The organism is Salmonella sp. FC25216 (assembly GCF_057751355.1).
Genome location: NZ_JBDGON010000006.1, coordinates 231,254 through 249,734, shown reverse-complemented (window position 1 = coordinate 249,734; position 18,481 = coordinate 231,254). Strand labels below are relative to the sequence as shown.

Annotated in this window: 19 protein-coding genes; 6 read left to right on the top strand and 13 right to left on the bottom strand. The window is 54.9% G+C overall.

Annotated features, from left to right (window positions below; translation table 11 throughout):
- Nucleotides 1–21 precede the first annotated feature (21 nt).
- Nucleotides 22–1,158: a 4-phosphoerythronate dehydrogenase PdxB gene (gene pdxB, locus AC3G3F_RS14235; RefSeq protein ID WP_023247480.1), complete on the bottom strand. Its 1,137-nt coding sequence runs from the start codon at nt 1,156–1,158 to the stop codon at nt 22–24.
- Nucleotides 1,159–1,261: 103 nt separating this feature from the next.
- Here pdxB and flk point away from each other — a divergent pair, with 103 nt between their 5' ends.
- On the top strand, nt 1,262–2,263 hold the full coding sequence (gene flk, locus AC3G3F_RS14230; protein WP_023247479.1) for a flagella biosynthesis regulator Flk: 1,002 nt from the start codon (nt 1,262–1,264) through the stop codon (nt 2,261–2,263).
- Here flk and AC3G3F_RS14225 read toward each other — a convergent pair.
- Nucleotides 2,260–3,438, bottom strand: a complete 1,179-nt coding sequence (locus AC3G3F_RS14225; protein WP_079796495.1) for an MFS transporter — start codon at nt 3,436–3,438, stop codon at nt 2,260–2,262. The two genes, flk and AC3G3F_RS14225, sit on opposite strands and share 4 nt — an antisense overlap.
- A gap of 178 nt (nt 3,439–3,616) precedes the next feature.
- Nucleotides 3,617–3,991: a MerR family transcriptional regulator gene (locus tag AC3G3F_RS14220; RefSeq protein WP_023247477.1), complete on the bottom strand. Its 375-nt coding sequence runs from the start codon at nt 3,989–3,991 to the stop codon at nt 3,617–3,619.
- A gap of 172 nt (nt 3,992–4,163) precedes the next feature.
- Here AC3G3F_RS14220 and AC3G3F_RS14215 point away from each other — a divergent pair, with 172 nt between their 5' ends.
- The 3 genes from AC3G3F_RS14215 (at nt 4,164) to AC3G3F_RS14205 (ending at nt 5,467) form a co-directional block, all read left to right on the top strand.
- On the top strand, nt 4,164–4,412 hold the full coding sequence (locus AC3G3F_RS14215) for a helix-turn-helix domain-containing protein (RefSeq protein WP_023247476.1): 249 nt from the start codon (nt 4,164–4,166) through the stop codon (nt 4,410–4,412).
- A 168-nt stretch (nt 4,413–4,580) separates the two neighbouring features.
- On the top strand, nt 4,581–4,949 hold the full coding sequence (locus AC3G3F_RS14210; protein WP_023247475.1) for an NlpC/P60 family protein: 369 nt from the start codon (nt 4,581–4,583) through the stop codon (nt 4,947–4,949).
- Nucleotides 4,949–5,467, top strand: a complete 519-nt coding sequence (locus AC3G3F_RS14205; protein WP_023247474.1) for a YqhG/Tai3 family protein — start codon at nt 4,949–4,951, stop codon at nt 5,465–5,467. The genes AC3G3F_RS14210 and AC3G3F_RS14205 overlap by 1 nt, the downstream gene beginning before the upstream one ends.
- A 70-nt stretch (nt 5,468–5,537) precedes the next feature.
- Here the strand turns inward: AC3G3F_RS14205 and fabB are convergent, their stop codons facing one another.
- Complete coding sequence (gene fabB, locus AC3G3F_RS14200) at nt 5,538–6,758, bottom strand: beta-ketoacyl-ACP synthase I (protein ID WP_023247473.1); 1,221 nt, start codon at nt 6,756–6,758, stop codon at nt 5,538–5,540.
- A 159-nt stretch (nt 6,759–6,917) separates the two neighbouring features.
- On the opposite strand from fabB, the gene mnmC reads away from it, so the two are divergent.
- Nucleotides 6,918–8,918, top strand: coding sequence for a bifunctional tRNA (5-methylaminomethyl-2-thiouridine)(34)-methyltransferase MnmC2/FAD-dependent 5-carboxymethylaminomethyl-2-thiouridine(34) oxidoreductase MnmC1 (mnmC, locus tag AC3G3F_RS14195; protein WP_488395196.1), 2,001 nt, complete (start codon nt 6,918–6,920; stop codon nt 8,916–8,918).
- A gap of 47 nt (nt 8,919–8,965) precedes the next feature.
- Here the strand turns inward: mnmC and AC3G3F_RS14190 are convergent, their stop codons facing one another.
- Genes AC3G3F_RS14190 through prmB form a run of 6 tightly spaced genes read right to left on the bottom strand, consistent with a single transcriptional unit; the run spans nt 8,966 to nt 13,512 of the window.
- Nucleotides 8,966–9,241 (bottom strand): YfcL family protein, encoded by a 276-nt coding sequence (locus AC3G3F_RS14190; protein ID WP_000559749.1) that lies wholly within the window; start codon nt 9,239–9,241, stop codon nt 8,966–8,968.
- A 32-nt stretch (nt 9,242–9,273) separates the two neighbouring features.
- The gene (locus tag AC3G3F_RS14185) at nt 9,274–9,822 is read right to left on the bottom strand and encodes an elongation factor P hydroxylase (RefSeq protein ID WP_023248529.1); all 549 of its coding nucleotides are present in this window, start codon (nt 9,820–9,822) and stop codon (nt 9,274–9,276) included.
- Nucleotides 9,822–10,631 carry a sulfite exporter TauE/SafE family protein gene (locus AC3G3F_RS14180; RefSeq protein ID WP_023247470.1) on the bottom strand — a complete coding sequence of 270 codons (810 nt, stop codon included), beginning with the start codon at nt 10,629–10,631 and terminating at the stop codon, nt 9,822–9,824. Before AC3G3F_RS14180 ends, AC3G3F_RS14185 begins: the two co-directional genes overlap by 1 nt.
- A complete protein-coding gene (gene mepA, locus AC3G3F_RS14175; protein WP_053530029.1) occupies nt 10,631–11,455 on the bottom strand; it encodes a penicillin-insensitive murein endopeptidase in 825 nt (274 codons plus the stop codon). Before mepA ends, AC3G3F_RS14180 begins: the two co-directional genes overlap by 1 nt.
- A 3-nt stretch (nt 11,456–11,458) precedes the next feature.
- A complete protein-coding gene (gene aroC / locus AC3G3F_RS14170) occupies nt 11,459–12,544 on the bottom strand; it encodes a chorismate synthase (protein ID WP_023247468.1) in 1,086 nt (361 codons plus the stop codon).
- 35 nt (nt 12,545–12,579) lie between these two features.
- Complete coding sequence (gene prmB, locus AC3G3F_RS14165) at nt 12,580–13,512, bottom strand: 50S ribosomal protein L3 N(5)-glutamine methyltransferase (protein ID WP_023247467.1); 933 nt, start codon at nt 13,510–13,512, stop codon at nt 12,580–12,582.
- Between the two features lie 165 nt (nt 13,513–13,677).
- On the opposite strand from prmB, the gene smrB reads away from it, so the two are divergent.
- Complete coding sequence (smrB, locus tag AC3G3F_RS14160; RefSeq protein ID WP_053507779.1) at nt 13,678–14,229, top strand: endonuclease SmrB; 552 nt, start codon at nt 13,678–13,680, stop codon at nt 14,227–14,229.
- 99 nt (nt 14,230–14,328) lie between these two features.
- On the opposite strand, the gene sixA is transcribed toward smrB, so the two are convergent.
- From sixA to fadI, 3 genes are all read right to left on the bottom strand, one after another.
- Complete coding sequence (gene sixA, locus AC3G3F_RS14155) at nt 14,329–14,814, bottom strand: phosphohistidine phosphatase SixA (protein ID WP_001195805.1); 486 nt, start codon at nt 14,812–14,814, stop codon at nt 14,329–14,331.
- A gap of 208 nt (nt 14,815–15,022) precedes the next feature.
- A complete protein-coding gene (fadJ, locus tag AC3G3F_RS14150) occupies nt 15,023–17,170 on the bottom strand; it encodes a fatty acid oxidation complex subunit alpha FadJ (RefSeq protein WP_023247466.1) in 2,148 nt (715 codons plus the stop codon).
- Nucleotides 17,170–18,480 (bottom strand): acetyl-CoA C-acyltransferase FadI, encoded by a 1,311-nt coding sequence (gene fadI, locus AC3G3F_RS14145; protein ID WP_023247465.1) that lies wholly within the window; start codon nt 18,478–18,480, stop codon nt 17,170–17,172. The genes fadJ and fadI overlap by 1 nt, the downstream gene beginning before the upstream one ends.
- Between the last annotated feature and the right edge of the window lies 1 nt (nt 18,481).

Sequence of the window (18,481 nt, the reverse complement as noted above, 5' to 3'; positions counted from 1 at the left end):
CAGGGAGCGATAAAAAAGAGATTAACGAGCCGGGTGATGGACCGCGTTAAAACCAAGCTTTTGCAATAAAGCGGCGGCGCTGGCGTCATCACACATGACATACAACGACGACCATTCGCGGCGCTCAAGGTAGTTTTTACGCAGCTTATCGAACTCGCCCGGTATTCCGGCGACCTTACGCAGCGGCGCATCATCGCGGCGCACATCATACACCAAATGCGCCAGTCTTTTCAGCGTCGGTTGATCCAGCGGACCGTGAAGCGTAATACGCCCAAACTCAGGCGCAGGCAGTAATGTCTCCAGCGCGACATGCTGCTCGCGACCGATAAATGCGCTGTACGCCTCAAAGACCTGGGTGGTGCCGCGCGCTTTGCCTTCCAGCGTATAGCCGGCTATATGCGACGTGCCGATATCCACGGCTTCCAGTAGCGCGACGTTAAGATCCGGTTCACCCTCCCACACATCAAGCACCACACTGAGCGGCTGCCCGACATTGAGTCTTGCCAGTAGCGCGGCGTTATCCACCACCGGGCCGCGGCAGGCGTTAATGAGAATAGCGCCGGGTTTCAGTCGGCGGATCAACGCCTCATCGGCCAGATGCAGCGTTTTGTACGGACCGTCTTTATAGAGTGGCGTATGGAAAGTCAGGACATCCGCTTCCCGCACCACCTCATCCAGCGTACGAAAATCCCCCTCGTCCCCGCGTGCGGCGCGTGGCGGATCGCACAGCAACGTGCGGATACCCAACGCTTCAAGCCTTGTCTGTAGCCGGCTTCCGACGTTACCCACGCCGACAATCCCTACTGTGCGATCGCGTAATGAAAAGCCGTCACGTTCGGCCAGCATCAACAGCGCTGAAAACACATACTCCACCACCGCAATAGCATTACAGCCGGGCGCGGCTGTAAAACCGATGCCCGCCTGCTTCAGCCATGCCTCATCTACATGATCGGTGCCTGCCGTAGCAGTACCGACGAAGTTAATCGACGTACCACTCAGCAGCGATTCATTCACTTTCGTGACCGAACGCACCATTAACGCATCGGCATGGTTTAATTCTTCAACGGGGATCGGGCGACCCGGCACCGCGTTTACCTCACCCAGGCGGCTAAATAATTCGCGGGCGTAAGGCATATTTTCATCAACGAGAATTTTCACGACTGTCGTACCTGTTTGAGAACGAGAGTTAACCGGACAAGTGTGCCATAATCTGGCCGCCAGGAATATATTGCTCAGATTTATGGTTAAAGGATAATTAATTATGCATCCCATCTCCGGTGCCCCCGCTCAGCCTCCAGGCGAAGGGCAGAGTCCTCTTTCCGCTGCGGGCGAGCAGCCGCTTTCCATGCAACAGCGTACGGTGCTGGAAAGGCTGATAACGCGCCTGATTTCACTGACCCAGCAGCAAAGCGCGGAGGTATGGGCCGGAATGAAACACGATCTGGGGATAAAAAATGACGCGCCGCTACTGTCGCGCCACTTCCCCGCCGCTGAACAGAATCTCACCCAGCGTCTGGGCGTAGCGCAGCAAAATCACGCCAATCGTCAGGTGCTTTCACAGCTAACGGAGCTGCTTGGCGTCGGGAATAATCGTCAGGCCGTCAGCGATTTTATCCGTCAGCAATACGGCCAAACCGCGCTTAGCCAGCTTACGCCCGATCAACTCAAAAACGTGCTGACGCTCCTGCAACAGGGGCAGCTTTCCATTCCGCAGCCGCAGCAACGTCCGGCAACGGATCGGCCATTATTGCCTGCTGAACATAATACGTTGAATCAGTTGGTGACGAAGCTGGCGGCCGCGACCGGCGAGTCAAGTAAACTTATCTGGCAATCGATGCTGGAACTCTCCGGCGTGAAAAGCGGCGAACTCATTCCGGCAAAGCAGTTTACCCATCTGGCGACGTGGCTACAGGCGCGGCAAACGCTGTCGCTACAACACGCGCCTACGCTGCATACGCTTCAGGCAGCGTTAAAACAACCGCTGGAGCCGGACGAGCTCACGGCGATCAAAGAGTATGCGCAGCACACTTATCAAATTCAGCCGCAAACGGTGCTGACAACCGCCCAGGTGCAGGATTTACTTAACCATATTTTCCTGCGTCGCGTAGAGCGGGAGGCTGATGAGCTGGAACCGCTCTCCATTCAACCCATCTACCGCCCGTTCGCGCCGATGATTGAAACCGTGAAAAATCTGTCAGCGCGACCAGGCCTGTTGTTTATTGCGCTGTTGATTGTACTGGCGCTTTTCTGGCTGGTTTCTTAGCCGCGCCGGAACGATAAAATCGTCACCAGAATACCAACCACCGCGGAGATCGCTCCCGCCAGGAATACGGAAGGATAGCCGCATGACGTGGCCAGCACGCCCGCCAGCGGGCCGGTAACGCCATAGGAGATATCCTGAAACGCGGCGTAGCCGCCGAGCGCCGTACCGCGAACCTGGGAAGGTACGCGTTTCACGACCTCCACGCCCAGCGCCGGGAAAATCAATGAGCACCCAGCCCCGGTGAGCGCCGCGCCTACCAGCGCTATCCAGGCCGTCGGCGCCAGCCACAAGAGCAGCAGTCCTGCCGTCTCAACCAGTAAAGAGACAAGCGCCACGTTAACGCCGCCAAAGCGGTCCGGCATCCAACCGAACAGTACACGCATCAGTACAAACGCACCGCCAAAAGCGGTTAACGTAAACCCTGCCATCGCCCAACCGTTACTGGCGAAGTAAAGTGAAATAAAAGTGCCGATAACGGCAAACCCTACCCCCTGTAGCGCCAGGCCAAGCCCCGGTTTCCAGATAAGCCCGACGACGCTCCACAGCGACGGGCGCTCACCCGCATGAGCAGGCACTTTGCGCACCGTGCCGTTAAACGCCCACGCCAGCAGCGGCAACGCCATGCTCGCCCCCGCCAGAGCGGCAAAACCGAAATAGCTATGAATCAATAATCCCAGCGGCGCACCGGCCGCCAGCGCGCCGTAAATCGCCATTCCATTCCATGACATCACCTTCCCGGAGCGTGCCGGTCCCACCAGCCCCATCCCCCAGGTTAATGTGCCAGTCAGTAACTGACTTTCGCCGAAACCGAGAATTAAGCGCCCGACAATAAGCAGCGCGAATTTTACCGGCTCGGAAACCGGCAACAGCGCAGCCAGCAGCCATGCGGCGCCCGCCAGTCCACAGGCGAGCATCCCCTGTAGCGCCGATCGTTTAGCGCCATATTGATCCGCCAGCCGTCCGGCATAGCCGCGCGTCAATACCGTCGCCAAAAACTGAATGCCCACGGCGATACCAACCATCGTATTGCTATAGCCCAGTTCGTGATGGACAAAAAGCGGAATGACCGGTAACGGCAGGCCGACCGTCATATAGGTCAGAAAAACCGCAAAGGCGATGCGAAACAGCGAAAAATTCGCAGACGGGGTCGTTGTTTTTTGGCTTACTGCTGTCATGCATTACTCCAGAATGCAGAGTAAGGCGGGGAAATGCCACGCCCCCTCTACCTGAGCGTCAGGATTAAGGTGCGTTGGATAACGTTAAACGCTTACGCATTATCAGAAGGATAATGTAGAGCGTGAAGTCTGCCTGTGAGACGCGAAACTTGTCAACCTTGAAATTGCAGCCAGGGTATCAACGTGGCGGCGTATCATCAAACAGAAAGGGAAAGACGGCTTTCATCCCTTTCACCCTAAACCGTCCGGTCACCTGCTTGCGCTGTTCTGGCGTCAGTAACCTGAACATCATCTCCCAGATATCTTTAGGCTCCGCCTCCTGTAAGGAAATGGGCTCTGGCGTCGGTTCCTCTCCGCTGTCGTCCAGATAACGATGAACATAGAGAGGGAGAACAGAGATATGGAACTCCTCGGCCTTTGATTTAACACGCTTACGCCTGACGCCCTCTTTCCCTTCGCTGTACTTATACAAACGTTCGCGAACCGCAGGCTCGCTTCCCGGGAATCCCGGTAAGCCAAGACATTCCTTAACCGTGAACCATTCCTTTGCCATCGGTTTCTTTCCTTTCCCCTGATAAAATAAAAATATTTCTTCTTTTGCGCGAAATTTCGCTTTCTTTCTGGCACTATTCTTAGGGTGAAAAAGAAAGTAACTTTCTTTTTCACACGCTAATTTTCATCTTAAAAATATCGGCGCCGATAACACATCTTCTTAGGATTACAGAATGGAACCAAAAAGCCAAGACTGGCATCGTGCAGATATTAAAAGCGCACTGGAAAAAAGAGGTATTACGCTCAGAGATCTTTCCCGTCAGGCCGGTTTATCACCTGATTCACTGCGCAATGTCTTTACCCGCTCATGGCCGAGAGCCGAACGAATTATTGCGGACGCGCTTGGCGTCACTCCGCAGGAGATCTGGCCGTCGCGCTATGGCGATATGCCGATAAAAAATAATGCTGATACCGCAGAATGATATTTAATGTTGAATGAATTGGTCTTGATTTATCAATCTCACTAATTAATAAATATTTAAATTTATTATATTGAAAATAGTAATAGCACTATCTGTCATGCTTCCCAAATCAAATACTGTTAAAGCATTACGTAATTGCTATTACGTATTTTATTAACAGGAATCATTATGAGCTGGGATAAAAGGATGGCGGTTAATTATGCCAAAGCGCATGCAGGCTCTCATTCTCAAGGTCGGTGTGCGGAATTTACCCGAAAGGCAATTCAGGCAGGCGGTATCACGCTGGGGCATACCTATCATGCGAAAGATTATGGCCCAATGTTAAGAAGCGCCGGATTTACCACTATTGGTACCTATGAAACGCCGCGCGAGGGTGATGTCATCATTATTCAACCTTACGCTGGCGGAAACCCGAGCGGTCACATGGCGATATACGATGGTGCAGAGTGGTATTCGGATTTTAAACAACGCGATATGTGGGCCGGCCCGGGCTACCGGGCAGCCAGGCCCTCATATACCATCTACAGGAAGAATTAATGAAAACGTTCTCCCTTGTTGCGCTAATTCTCTTGCTTTGCAGTTGCTCTACGCCTCATCGCGACAGCAAGCAGACCGTGAAGCAGTTCTACACCTCATGGATGACGACATTTACGAACGATCTGGATACCCGTGACGACTCGAACGCCTTAATGCAACACTACGTTGCTAAAGAAGTTATTCATCGCCTGGCGCTGATTCAGTCTCTTTATGAGCAGGAGATTGTGGAGGCAGATTATTTTATGTATGCGCAGGACTATGCGCCTGAGTGGATTCCACAGTTACGGGTTGGGCAGCCGCACCCTTTCCTCGGCGGCGAAAAAGTGGATGTTCAGTTGGGTACAGAGTCAACCCCCATCCATCTGGAAGTTTATACCCGTTGGGAGGAGGGACGCTGGAAAATTTACCGCGTTCGGGATGCAGACAATGGCTATGAGCAACCGATTTATGACGCAGGCGTCATTACCCGGGCAGAAGCCTGGTCAGCAAAAATCGCGCCGGCATATAAGAAGCATTAAAAAAGGGAACCGACAGGCTCCCTCGTAGATTAATCAGGTACTTACGCCGCCATCCGGCGATATACAAGCGTTATGCTTTCAGTTTACGCATGACCAGTGTGGCGTTAGTACCGCCGAAACCGAAGCTGTTAGACATGACGGTGGTCAGCTTACGCTCGGTCATTTCGGTCACAATATTCAAACCCGCGGCCTGTTCGTCCATCTCTTCAATGTTGATACTCGGCGCGATAAAACCGTGCTCCAGCATCAGCAGTGAGTAGATAGCTTCTTGCACGCCCGCCGCGCCCAGCGAGTGACCAGTCATCGCTTTAGTCGCGGAGATGGCCGGGCTCTTATTACCAAACACTTCGCGAATAGCGCCCAGTTCTTTCACATCGCCTACCGGCGTGGACGTACCGTGGGAGTTCAGGTAATCGATCGGCGTGTTAACGCCATGCATTGCCATTTGCATACAGCGAACCGCGCCTTCGCCTGACGGGGCAACCATATCGGCGCCATCAGAGGTCGCGCCATAGCCGACGATTTCCGCATAGATATGCGCACCGCGCGCCAGAGCGTGTTCCAGCTCTTCAACAACGACCATACCGCCGCCGCCCGCGATGACAAACCCATCACGGTGCGCGTCATAGGTACGGGACGCTTTTTCAGGCGTATCGTTATATTTGGTGGACAGTGCGCCCATCGCGTCGAACTCACAGGCCATTTCCCAGCATAGCTCTTCGCCGCCGCCAGCAAAAACGATGTCCTGCTTGCCCAGTTGGATCTGCTCAACCGCATTGCCGATACAGTGTGCGGAGGTCGCACAAGCGGAGCTAATGGAGTAGTTCACGCCATAAATTTTAAACGGCGTAGCGAGGCAGGCGGAAACGCCGGATGCCATTGCTTTCGTAACCACATAAGGTCCTACCGCTTTCAGACCACGCTGGCTACGCATGGCGTCCGCGCCAAAGACCTGAAATTTCGGGGAGCCGCCGCCGGAGCCTGCAATCAGGCCGACACGCGGGTTATTCTGATAGACTTCCGGCGCCAGACCGGCGTCGGCCACTGCCTGCTCCATAGACAGATAAGCATAGATGGAGGCGTCGCTCATGAAGCGCACGACTTTGCGGTCAATGAGGCCAGTGGTATCCAGTTTTACGTTGCCCCATACCTGGCTACGCATGCCGGCGTCCTTCAGCTCCTGAGAGAAAGTGATCCCTGAACGTCCTTCACGCAGAGATGCCAGGACTTCCTGCTGGTTATTACCGATGCTGGAAACGATGCCCAGGCCAGTAATCACTGCACGTTTCATTCAATACCTCTGTAATTCGCACTATTTTTAAGTTTCGATTGGCACAATAGCGTACACTTGTACGCCGAACAAGTCCGATCAGCCATTTAGTACGGAAATTTGCGCCGTCAGGCACACATCGTTAAGATCGCGACACCGCCCGTCAGACGAGTAACTTACGTGAAACAATACGCCATACAACCCGCCACACTCGAATTTAACGCTGAGGGTACACCTGTTTCCCGAGATTTTGATGATGTCTATTTTTCTAATGACAATGGACTCGAAGAGACACGCTACGTTTTTCTTGGCGGCAATCGTTTTGCGGAGCGATTTCCCGTACATTCACATCCATTATTTATAGTCGCGGAAAGCGGTTTTGGCACCGGACTCAACTTCCTGACGCTGTGGCAGGCGTTTGACGGCTTTCGTTCTGATCATCCGCAGGCGACGCTGCAAAGGTTACATTTCATCAGCTTTGAGAAATTCCCGTTAACGCGCGACGATCTGGCGCTGGCGCACCAACACTGGCCGGAGCTCGCGCCCTGGGCAGAGCAGCTTCAGGCGCAATGGCCGCTGCCGCTCGCGGGATGCCACCGCCTATTGCTGGATCGGGGCTGGGTGACGCTGGATTTGTGGTTTGGCGATATTAATGAATTGACCGACCAACTGGACGCCACGCTAAATCAAACAGTAGACGCCTGGTTCCTCGACGGTTTTGCTCCGGCGAAAAATCCGGATATGTGGACGCCAAACCTGTTTAACGCGATGGCGCGGCTGGCGCGGCCCGGCGCAACGCTGGCGACATTTACCTCGGCAGGTTTCGTCCGTCGGGGATTACAGGAAGCCGGTTTTACCATGCAAAAACGCAAAGGCTTCGGACGTAAACGCGAGATGCTTTGCGGAGTGATGGAACAACACCTCATGCCAACCCTTTCCGCTCCCTGGTTTTACCGCAGCGGAAGCGAAAAACGTGAAACGGCGATCATTGGCGGCGGCATCGCCAGTGCGCTGTTATCACTGGCGTTACTGCGTCGCGGCTGGCAGGTTACACTCTATTGCGCGGACGACCAACCCGCCCAGGGCGCTTCCGGTAATCGACAGGGCGCGCTTTATCCGCTCCTTAGTAAACATGACGCCGCCATTAATCGCTTTTTCCCGACCGCATTCACCTTTGCGCGTCGCCTGTATGACGCCCTGCCCGCCTCTTTTGATCATGACTGGTGCGGCGTGACGCAGCTCGGATGGAATGAGAAAAGCCAGCAAAAAATTGCCCAGATGCTGTCCCTGGCGCTCCCCGCCGGACTGGCCTCGGCGCTTAATGCCGAAGAGGCGGAACAGGCGGTTGGCGTCACGACACGCTGCGGGGGAATTACCTATCCGGCAGGCGGCTGGCTGTGCCCGGAACAATTAACCCGCGCAGTCATCGCACTGGCGACCGAACAGGGTTTACAAACGCGCTTTCGCCATACGCTCACGTCGCTCGTTGCGCAGGAGTCGCACTGGCAACTGCGCTTTACGTCAGGTGAAACCGCCAGCCATGAGACCGTCGTCCTGGCGAACGGTCATCAGATTAACCGTTTTGATCAGACCCAGCCGCTGCCGGTTTATGCCGTCGGGGGGCAGGTCAGTCATATTCCCACTACCCCCGCCCTCTCCGCGTTGCGTCAGGTGTTATGTTACGACGGCTATCTGACGCCGCAGAACCCGCATAATCGGCAGCACTGTATTGGCGCCAGCTATCGCCGGGGCGACGAAAGCACCGTCTGGCGCAAAGAAGATCAGCGTCAGAACCGACAGCGTCTGCTTGACTGTTTTCCAAATGCGGACTGGGCCACAGAGGTTGACGTCAGCGGCAACAGCGCTCGTTGTGGCGTGCGTTGCGCCACCCGCGACCATCTGCCTATGGTGGGCAATGTCCCGGATTACCACGCTACGCTGACGCGCTATGCCGATCTAGCCGATAATAAAACGTCGGCGGCGCCTGCGCCTGTATATCCGGGGTTATTTATGCTCGGGGCGCTGGGATCGCGCGGTTTGTGCTCAGCGCCATTATGCGCAGAAATTCTGGCGGCGCAGATGAGTAACGAACCTATTCCACTGGATTCCAGTACACTGGCAGCGTTAAATCCGAATCGGTTATGGGTGAGAAAGTTATTGAAGGGAAAAGCGGTGAAGTAATGGGACAATAGCGGAAGGCGGCGAGCGTCGCCTTCCGGCCCACGGCGTTATTGTTTTGCCTTGTCGAACAAATTGTCCCACATCGCTTTGACTAACGCCTGATCGCGCGGCGACAGTTCGCCGGCGCCGATCGCTTTTTCCAGACTTTGGCTAACGTTGGCATAGACCGCCTCGACAGAGTGGTCATCACCGCTCTCCAGCTCGGCAATGGCTAACGTCAGGTGGCCACGCAGGTATCCACTGGCAAAAAGCTCATCGTCGCTGGCGTGCTCTACCATATCGTCAATTAATGCCAGAATGCGTGATTCAAACTCCGCGATCATCTTCTTTCCTCATTGTAAACGTGGCGCTGGCTTTAGTTGAGCGCTTCCGGCCACGGGAACTGTTCCGCCTTAAGTTCGGGCGTGTGATAATAATTCTGTAGCGCTTTGATAAAGCGGGCCGGACGTTCAGGAATGCCCTGCTCCAGATACGCTATTACTTGCGCATGAACCCGGCGCTGAAACGCCACGCGATCCGGCTCAATGTCGCCTTCCAGATTGTCGCAACTGACGTTAAAGGGATACCCCGCGGCCACGCAAAACAACCAGTCGAAAGCCTGTGGCTTTACCTCAACGTCTTCAAATTGACTTTGGGTCTGCGCGTCGCGTCCATCCGGGCAGTACCAGTAACCAAAGTCGACCAGTTCGCGGCGCGCCTTACCGGCGATGCACCAGTGTGAAATCTCATGCAGCGCGCTGGCGTAAAACCCATGCGCAAAGACGATGCGGTGGTACGGTACCTGCGCGTCAGCAGGAAGATAGATCGGCTCGTCGTCGCCTTTAATCAGACGGGTATTAAACTCTTCGGCAAAGCAGCCGTTAAAAATCTCAATTAACTGTTCGTAATGATGCGTACTGTTCATTAATTCATCCCCAACCAGTGGAGGATCTCCTGTCCGTGGCTATCATAAAGTAACTTGGCGCTCATCACCGCCGAGACAATAACGATCATCGGTCTGATAAGTTTTTGGCCTTTACTCAACACCAGACGCGACCCCATTCGCGCCCCTAAAAACTGACCAACCAGCATCACAAAGCCCGTCGCCCAGATCACTTTGCCGCCGATGATAAATAACAGCAGGCCGCCAACGTTGGAGGTAGCGTTAAGCACTTTGGCATGCGCTGTGGATTTCGCCAGGTTGTAGCCACATAAGGTGACAAACGCCAGAGCGTAAAACGACCCGGCGGCAGGCCCGAAAAAGCCATCGTAAAACCCGACGCATCCCCCGGCTATCAACGCGAACGGTAATCCATACAGGCGGCGCTGGCGATCTTCCTCGCCCAGCTTCGGCATCAATAAAAAATAGAGGCCGATGAAAATCACCAGGATGGGCAAGATCTGGCGCAAAATATCCGCCTGCACGTGCTGCACCAGCAGAGCGCCGCTCATAGAGCCAATGAACGTCATCAGAATATTGAGCTTTTGCTCGGCCAGGTTTACCACTTTACGGCGAATAAAATAGAGCGAAGATGAGAGGGAGCCGCCGCACGCCTGTAATTTATTAGTCGCCAGCGCGTTTGCCGGCGACATCCCGGCGGCCATCAGCGCAGGAATAGTGAGCAGCCCTCCGCCCCCGGCAATAGAGTCGATAAATCCCGCCAGTACGGCGACAAAAAACAGCACCACCAGCAGCAGCGGGGAGACCATAAACAGATCATAAAAATTGTCCATCAGAGTACATGCTCATCCAGTAGCGCCTGGCAGGAAGGCGGCAACGGCGGCGGTGTCTTCTTCTCAGGCTTTGTGGTGCCAGGTTTTGGCGGTTCGAACCAGCTTTGCAGTTCAGCGCCGCATCCATCGCCCGGCGGGGGTAACGGTTGATCTTCGCACTCCAGGCTGTCGGCAGGGCAGCGTAAACGCACGTGCATATGCGCGCGATGCTGGAACCAGGGGCGCACTTTACGTAGCCAGTCACGATCGCTTCCGGCATCGAGACAAAGCTGTTGTTTAATAGCCGGATTGACGAAAATACGGGTGACGTCATTGTCTTGTGCCGCCAATTTGATCAGACTGGCGATATCCGACGACCAGCGCGACGGCACGACATGTTTACCGTCGCGGGACACCAGATCCAACGCCTGCGGGCGCAATAGCTGCGCCTGGCTCCAGCGCGTTTTCGGCAACTGCAAGAAAATATCCACATCAAGCCCGGTCTGATGACTGGCGTGTCCGCCGTTAAAGCGGCCCCCGGCAGGCATCCCCATGTCGCCTATCAGGACGGTTCCAAGCCCCCGTTGATGCGCCTGATGACTCAACCGCTGGATAAACATGACCAGATCCGGGTGGCCGAAATAACGGCGCTGATCGGTGCGCATCACCTGATAATTGTCGGACTGTACCGGCAATGTGTCGGCACCGATGATGCATCCGTTGGCAAAACTACCAACAGACTGCGCGGAGCCGGGGACAGGATGGGTTATTTTCTGCCACGGCGTCGCTGCCAGGCTGGCGCTACTGACAAACCATGCCAGCAACGCAATCGCGGTTTTTTTCATTTCTTACCAGCGTGGAATCTCTGACTTTACGTCCGCATTCTGTGCCCGATGACGTAGCAGGTGATCCATCAGCACGATCGCCAGCATGGCTTCTGCGATCGGCACTGCACGAATCCCCACACACGGATCGTGACGTCCTTTGGTGATCATCTCCACTTCTTCACCCATCCGGTTAATCGTACGTCCCGGCACGGTAATGCTGGACGTAGGTTTCAGCGCCATATGCGCCACAATGTGTTGCCCGCTACTGATACCACCGAGGATGCCGCCCGCGTGGTTGCTCTGAAAACCCTGTGCCGTGATTTCATCGCGATTCTGGCTGCCGCGCAGCGCCACCACGTTAAATCCTTCGCCGATCTCCACGCCTTTCACCGCATTGATGCTCATCAGCGCATGGGCGATGTCCGCGTCCAGTCGGTCAAATACTGGTTCGCCAAGACCTGCCGGCACGCCGCTTGCCATCACCGTCACTTTCGCACCGATGGAGTCACCCTCTTTTTTCAGCGCGCGCATCAGTTCGTCCAGCGCGTCAAGTTTGTCCGCATCGGGGCAAAAGAACGGATTAAGTTCAACCTGACGCCAGTCTTTAATCTCCAGCGGAATGTCGCCCATCTGGGTCAGGCAGCCACGGATTTCGATACCGAACTTTTTCGCCAGGTATTTCTTGGCGATCGCCCCTGCCGCTACGCGCATCGCGGTTTCACGCGCGGAAGAACGTCCACCGCCACGGTAATCGCGCAGGCCGTATTTCTGCTCATAGGTGTAATCCGCGTGTCCCGGACGAAAAACATCCTTAATCGCGCTGTAATCCTGCGAGCGCTGATCGGTATTTTCAATCAGCAGGCCAATGCTGGTGCCGGTCGTCACGCCGTCAAACACGCCGGAGAGAATTTTTACCTGGTCCGGTTCGCGGCGCTGAGTAGTATAGCGCGAGGTGCCGGGGCGGCGTCTGTCGAGATCGTGCTGCAGATCGGCCTCCGTCAACGGGATGCCAGGCGGCACGCCATCGACGATACACCCAAGCGCCAGCCCGTGCGATTCGCCGAAAGTGGTTACGCGAAAGAGTTGTCCAATTGTGTTTCCTGCCATCACGACTCCGTTATCGTTGTTGTCATTTGCGTGTTTTAATCTTTATAAATGCTGAAATGTTCACGGGCCGCGAGCAACTGCGCTTTGGTCAACATAAAGACGCCATCGCCGCCGTTGTCAAACTCCAGCCAGGTGAACGGCACATCCGGGTATTGCTCCATCAGATGTACCATGCTGTTTCCGACTTCACAAATCAGAACGCCGTCATCGGACAGATAATCCGGCGCGTTCCCCAGGATACGGCGGGTCAATTTGAGGCCGTCAGTGCCAGACGCCAGCCCCAACTCAGGTTCGTGGCGATATTCGTTCGGCAGATCGGACATATCTTCCGCATCGACATAGGGCGGGTTAGTGACAATCAGATCGTACTGAACTTTCGGCAGATCGCGGAACAGATCGGAACGGATTGGCGTCACGTGATGGATAAGACCGTGTTCTTCAATGTTATGCTCGGCGACAGCCAGCGCATCCGGCGAAATATCGACCGCATCAACCTCCGCTTCCGGGAAAGCGTAAGCACAGGCGATGGCGATACAGCCGCTACCGGTACACATATCCAGAATATATTTCGGCTGTTGGCTAATAAGGCCGGCAAAGTGGTTATTAATCAGCTCGCCAATGGGCGAACGCGGCACCAGCACGCGCTCATCGACATAAAATTCGTGGCCGCAGAACCAGGCTTTATTGGTCAGATAGGCTACCGGGATACGCTCGTTAACGCGACGAATCACCCGCTCGACAATGCGGTGTTTTTCGCTGGACGTCAGCCGCGCGGTCCGCATATCTTCCGGAATATCCAGCGGCAGATAAAGAGACGGCAACACCAGTTGCACCGCTTCATCCCACGGGTTATCGGTGCCGTGTCCATACCAGATATTCGCCGCGCTAAAACGGCTTACCGCCCAGCGCAACATGTCCTGAATAGTATGCAGTTCACTCACTGCTTCATCGACGAAAATTTTATCCACGTATTCCTCCAGGGCATGCTCGCATTAAATTCGGCGGCTAGTTTGCCACGAAGACAGGGATAAATCAGCATTGACGCGGCGGGAGAATACGAAAAATCCGTTTTGACCGTTCGGATATCCTCCGGGTCGGGTAAACTAAGGCAAAAGATCAGACGAGGCCCACGAATGAAAAAGAAAGCATCGCTCAGCGAGGAGGACCAGGCGCTGTTCCGTCAGCTGATGGTCGGCACCCGACAGATTAAACAGGATACTATCGTCCATCGGCCACTACGCAAAAAAATCACGGAAGTCCCTACCCGAAGGTTAATTCAGGAACAGGCGGACGCCAGCCACTATTTTTCTGATGAGTTCCAGCCGCTGCTCAATACGGAAGGGCCGGTAAAGTATGTCCGTGAAGATGTCAGCCATTTCGAGCTAAAAAAAATGCGCCGCGGCGACTATTCGCCGGAACTGTTTCTGGATTTACACGGTTTAACGCAGCTTCAGGCCAAGCAGGAACTGGGGGCGCTGATTGCCGCCTGCCGCCGGGAACATATTTTTTGCGCCTGCGTCATGCATGGACACGGTAAACATATTCTGAAACAGCAAACGCCATTATGGCTGGCGCAGCATCCGCATGTAATGGCCTTTCATCAGGCGCCGAAAGAGTACGGCGGCGACGCCGCGGTGCTGGTGTTGATTGAAGTGGAAGAGTGGCAACCGCCCGAATTACCCTGATGCGAAATTGCTGGATGGCGGCGCAAGCGCCTTATCCAGCCTACGAACAGTCAGCGCTGTCGTAGGCCTGAGAAGCGAAGCGCCATCAGGCAGCAAAGATTAAATCGCTTTCGCCATTTTCAGATTGCAGGGACTCATTTGCCAGTTGAATGTCCCCTTGCCGCTTTCATCAAGCGTAACGTTGGCAATTGCGGACGTCGTGAACATCGGCGGCGTTTCGCCAGGACAAAGCTCAGATACCAGGTATCCGACCAGAGGTAAGTGAGAGATCACCAGCACCGATCCGATCTCTTCATTGGCCAGCGCCTGAAGGTAGGCGCTGACCAGACCGACATCGCCGCAGGGCGTTAGCTCCGGCAGGACATCCACCTGAGCCGGCAGATTCATACAATCGCCGACCACATCTAACGTTTGTTCGGCCCGAAGAAACGGACTCACCAGAACACGTTCGATATCCACTTTTTGACCTTTCAGCCAGTTCGCCATCAGGCGAGACTCGTCACACCCACAAGAGGTCAAGGGACGAACCGAATCACTGGCGGCATCGAGGGCTGCGTCGCCGTGACGCATGATAAAAACTTGCATATTGCACCGCTTTTGTTAACCAGTTTCACCAGCACGCTTACCACATGCCCCTATTGGCTGTGGCAAAAATGCGGTGGCCGGCATTGTGCCTTATCCATTCACCGAATGAAACGCTGTTTTTTACCTCAATGGCGTAAGTATAGTCAATCCTTGATTATTATTTCGCCAACAAGGAGGCATTCAGTGCGGATTCATATTCTCTTTGACCTCAATTTCCCTGGTCAGTTTCCCCATTCGTCCAGAAATACTCTCTGCGCTCCGCCATGCGCACTAATTGTTCACAAGGCGCGTAACGAGGACCGTAAAGTGCGGCCAGGCGCTGTAATGTCGCCACCATTTCACCCGGCCCGAGAGCATCCATATAGCGGAACGGGCCGCCGAGAAACGGCGGAAAACCGATACCAAACACGGCGCCAATATCGCCATCGCGCGCGCTGCGAATCACTTTTTCGTCGAAACAGCGCGCCGCTTCGTTAAGCATTAACATGACACAGCGCTCTGCCACCTGCTGCGCAGACAGTCGACTCTGCCCTTGCACGCCAATAAGCTTATAAATAGCAGGGTCAACCTGTTTTTTGCTTTTACGCCCTTTTTCGCCATAAAGATAGAAACCGCGACCATTTTTTCTACCTTTGCGATCGTCATTCAAAATTGAAGCAACAACATTTGCAGGCGCGCTAAAACGTTCTCCATACGCCGCCTCAAGCACAGGGATAATTTTAGTACCCGTGTCGATTCCTACCTCATCCAAAAGTTGGATTGGTCCCACCGGAAAACCAAATTTTACCAGGGCAGCATCAATATGTTCGACGCGTTCGCCTTCAGTCAGCATCCGAATCGCCTCATTAATATACGGCGCGAGAATTCGGTTAACATAAAACCCGGCTTTATCGCTGACGACTATCGGGGTTTTACCCTGTTTTTTCGCCAGTTTAACGGTCGTAGCGATGGTCTGCGTGGAAGTAGACGCATGAGGAATAACCTCAACCAGCGGCATTTTTTCGACCGGGCTAAAAAAGTGCAATCCAATCACCTGTTCCGGTCTGGCCGCATTCGCCGCAATATCGCCAATCGGCAGGGAAGAAGTATTGGACGCGAAAATGGTGTGGGCGGCGCAATTTTGCTCCACTTCCGCCACCATCTGTTGTTTTAACGACAGATCTTCAAACACCGCTTCAATGACCAGATCACGATGACTGAAACCAAGGTAATCAGTCGAACCTGATATCAACGCCAACTGTTTATCGCGTTCGCTGGCTTTGATATGGCGGCGGCGTACTTTTGTTTCAAGCTGGTTCCAACTGTACTTCAGAGCATGATTGATTCCCTGAGTATTTATATCCTTAATTCGTACTGGCAAGCCGCCTTTACAGGCCGTAGCCCAGGCGATACCGCCGCCCATTAACCCGCCGCCTAAGATGCCCACGCTGTTCAGCGGGCCGGGCGGCGCATCGCTACCGGGATCTTTTTTCACCTCGGTACTGGCAAAGAAAATAGCGCGCAGCGCCTGCGATTGAGGCGTCATCGCCAGCTCGCCGAAAGCGCGCGCTTCCGCGTCATAGCCACTACTGCTGCCCTGCGCCAGCCCGGTTTCAATCACATCAATGATCCGCTCCGTCGCCGGATAATTGCCCTGCGTTTTTTGCGCCGTCTTTTTACGCACCAGGCGAAATAACAGCGCGCGCCCCAGCGGCCCCGCCAGGATACGTTCACGGACCGGTAATGTCCGCTGCGCCAGGCGTTCTTTTTTAGCCAGCTCGACAGCCGCTTCCAGTAAAATAGTTTGCGGCACCACGTCATCAACCAGCCCGGCTTTAAGCGCCTGTCTGGCGCGAAGCTGTTTACCTGTCAGGATCATATCCAGCGCGGTACTGATCCCCACCAGCCGCGGAAGACGCTGCGTTCCGCCCGATCCCGGTAAAAGCCCTAACTGTACCTCCGGCAGTCCGAGAACGGTTTTAACGTCATCGGTACAGATACGCCGATGGCAGGCCAGCGCCATTTCAAGACCGCCGCCCAGGCAGGCGCCATGAATGGCGGCGATGACCGGAACAGGCAGCGCCTGGATCTCCGCCATCAGTTGCTGCCCCTGACGCGCCAACGTTTCCGCTTCCTGCGCGTTTTGGCAGTGGCCTATCATGTTGATATCAGCGCCAGCAATAAAGTTATCTGCTTTGGCTGAGATAAAAACAACGCCCTGCAACGCTTTATTTTCCCGGATCTGATTCAGGATGGCGCGTACCTGCGCGGCAAACTCCGCTTTCAGGGTGTTCACCTTTTCACCAGGGACATCAATAGCGACAACCGCGACATTATCCAGACGCACGTTAAGCATAAAAGCTGATGTGGTAGCCATTATTCCGCCTCCAGAACCATAGCCGCGCCAAGGCCGCCAGCCGCGCAGGCCGTGACCAGGCCAAAACCTCCGCCCCGACGCCGTAATTCATGCAACGTTTGGGTTATCATCCGCGCGCCCGTTGCGGCAAAAGGATGCCCGTAGGCGATTGAGCCGCCGAGCACGTTGAATTTATCGTCATCCACCTCCCCTGTCGCCTGCGCACGACCAAGCACCTCACGGGCAAATCGTTCGCTGCCCAGCAGTTGTAAATTCGCCAGAGTCTGAGCGGCAAACGCTTCATGCATGTCAAAAAGTGTCAGATCGGCCATCGTCAACCCGGCCCGCTCCAGCGCCAGCGGCGTTGACCAGGCCGGCCCCAATAGCATGTCCTGCCAGACATCAATGGCGGTAAACGCGTAGCTGCGCAGATAACCAAGCGGGTGCAGCCCCAGCTCTTTAGCGCGGGATTCGGTCATCAGGATAACGGCGGCAGCGCCGTCGGTCAGCGGCGTACTATTGGCGGCGGTCACGGAGCCATGTTTTCTGTCAAAAGCGGGACGCAGTCTGGCGTAGTCTGCCAGCGTGGAGGTGCCGCGAATGTTGTTGTCTTCTGCAAAGGGATTTTTATACGGCGGCGCATAGGTCGTCATCACTTCTTCCGCCAGTTTGCCCTCCGTCCATGCCTGTGCGGCGCGCTGGTGCGAACGATGCGCCAGCGCGTCCTGTTGCTCACGCGTAATACCATACGTTTTCGCCATCTGTTCGGCGGTATCGCCCATGCGTAGGCCAGTGGAATACTCAGCAACAGCGGGAGGAACGGGCAACAGGTCGCGTAAGCGCAGACGAGAAAAAAGCGTTAGCCGTTGGCGGGTCGTACGGGCTTTATTGACATCAACCAGTACCCGCGCCAGGGCTTTACTCACGCCTATTGGCAGTACCGACGACGAATCTGCGCCGCCAGCGATACCCGCGCGTATCGTGCCGGCCATCAGGCTTTCCGCCACATTCGCTACCGCCTGAAAACTGGTGGCGCAGGCTCGGCTTACGCTATATGCATCGGTATGAACATTCATCCCCGTACCCAGCACAATTTCGCGCGCAATGTTGGGCGCTTCCGGCATTTGTACTACCTGACCAAAAACCAGTTGCTCAATGGCATCGGCAGGGATTTCACTGCGGGCCAGCAGCTCGCCTACCACCATCTTGCCGAGATCAACAGCGGGAATACCATGAAATGCAGTGGCCTGACGAGCAAAGGGGGTTCGCAACCCACTGACAATAGCAATGCGATCGCCCTGACGGGTGACCAACGGTAAAGCCTGACGCATA

Excerpts from the sequence above, each read along its gene's own strand:
- AC3G3F_RS14180 (WP_023247470.1), bottom strand. The coding sequence starts at position 10,631 with ATGGACAATTTTTATGATCTGTTTATGGTCTCCCCGCTGCTGCTGGTG.
- AC3G3F_RS14225 (WP_079796495.1), bottom strand. The coding sequence starts at position 3,438 with ATGACAGCAGTAAGCCAAAAAACAACGACCCCGTCTGCGAATTTTTCG.
- AC3G3F_RS14220 (WP_023247477.1), bottom strand. The coding sequence starts at position 3,991 with ATGGCAAAGGAATGGTTCACGGTTAAGGAATGTCTTGGCTTACCGGGA.
- AC3G3F_RS14205 (WP_023247474.1), top strand. The coding sequence starts at position 4,949 with ATGAAAACGTTCTCCCTTGTTGCGCTAATTCTCTTGCTTTGCAGTTGC.
- aroC (WP_023247468.1), bottom strand. The coding sequence starts at position 12,544 with ATGGCAGGAAACACAATTGGACAACTCTTTCGCGTAACCACTTTCGGC.
- fabB (WP_023247473.1), bottom strand. The coding sequence starts at position 6,758 with ATGAAACGTGCAGTGATTACTGGCCTGGGCATCGTTTCCAGCATCGGT.
- smrB (WP_053507779.1), top strand. The coding sequence starts at position 13,678 with ATGAAAAAGAAAGCATCGCTCAGCGAGGAGGACCAGGCGCTGTTCCGT.
- mepA (WP_053530029.1), bottom strand. The coding sequence starts at position 11,455 with ATGAAAAAAACCGCGATTGCGTTGCTGGCATGGTTTGTCAGTAGCGCC.
- AC3G3F_RS14210 (WP_023247475.1), top strand. The coding sequence starts at position 4,581 with ATGAGCTGGGATAAAAGGATGGCGGTTAATTATGCCAAAGCGCATGCA.
- AC3G3F_RS14185 (WP_023248529.1), bottom strand. The coding sequence starts at position 9,822 with ATGAACAGTACGCATCATTACGAACAGTTAATTGAGATTTTTAACGGC.
- flk (WP_023247479.1), top strand. The coding sequence starts at position 1,262 with ATGCATCCCATCTCCGGTGCCCCCGCTCAGCCTCCAGGCGAAGGGCAG.
- fadI (WP_023247465.1), bottom strand. The coding sequence starts at position 18,480 with ATGCGTCAGGCTTTACCGTTGGTCACCCGTCAGGGCGATCGCATTGCT.
- AC3G3F_RS14215 (WP_023247476.1), top strand. The coding sequence starts at position 4,164 with ATGGAACCAAAAAGCCAAGACTGGCATCGTGCAGATATTAAAAGCGCA.
- fadJ (WP_023247466.1), bottom strand. The coding sequence starts at position 17,170 with ATGGCTACCACATCAGCTTTTATGCTTAACGTGCGTCTGGATAATGTC.
- sixA (WP_001195805.1), bottom strand. The coding sequence starts at position 14,814 with ATGCAAGTTTTTATCATGCGTCACGGCGACGCAGCCCTCGATGCCGCC.
- AC3G3F_RS14190 (WP_000559749.1), bottom strand. The coding sequence starts at position 9,241 with ATGATCGCGGAGTTTGAATCACGCATTCTGGCATTAATTGACGATATG.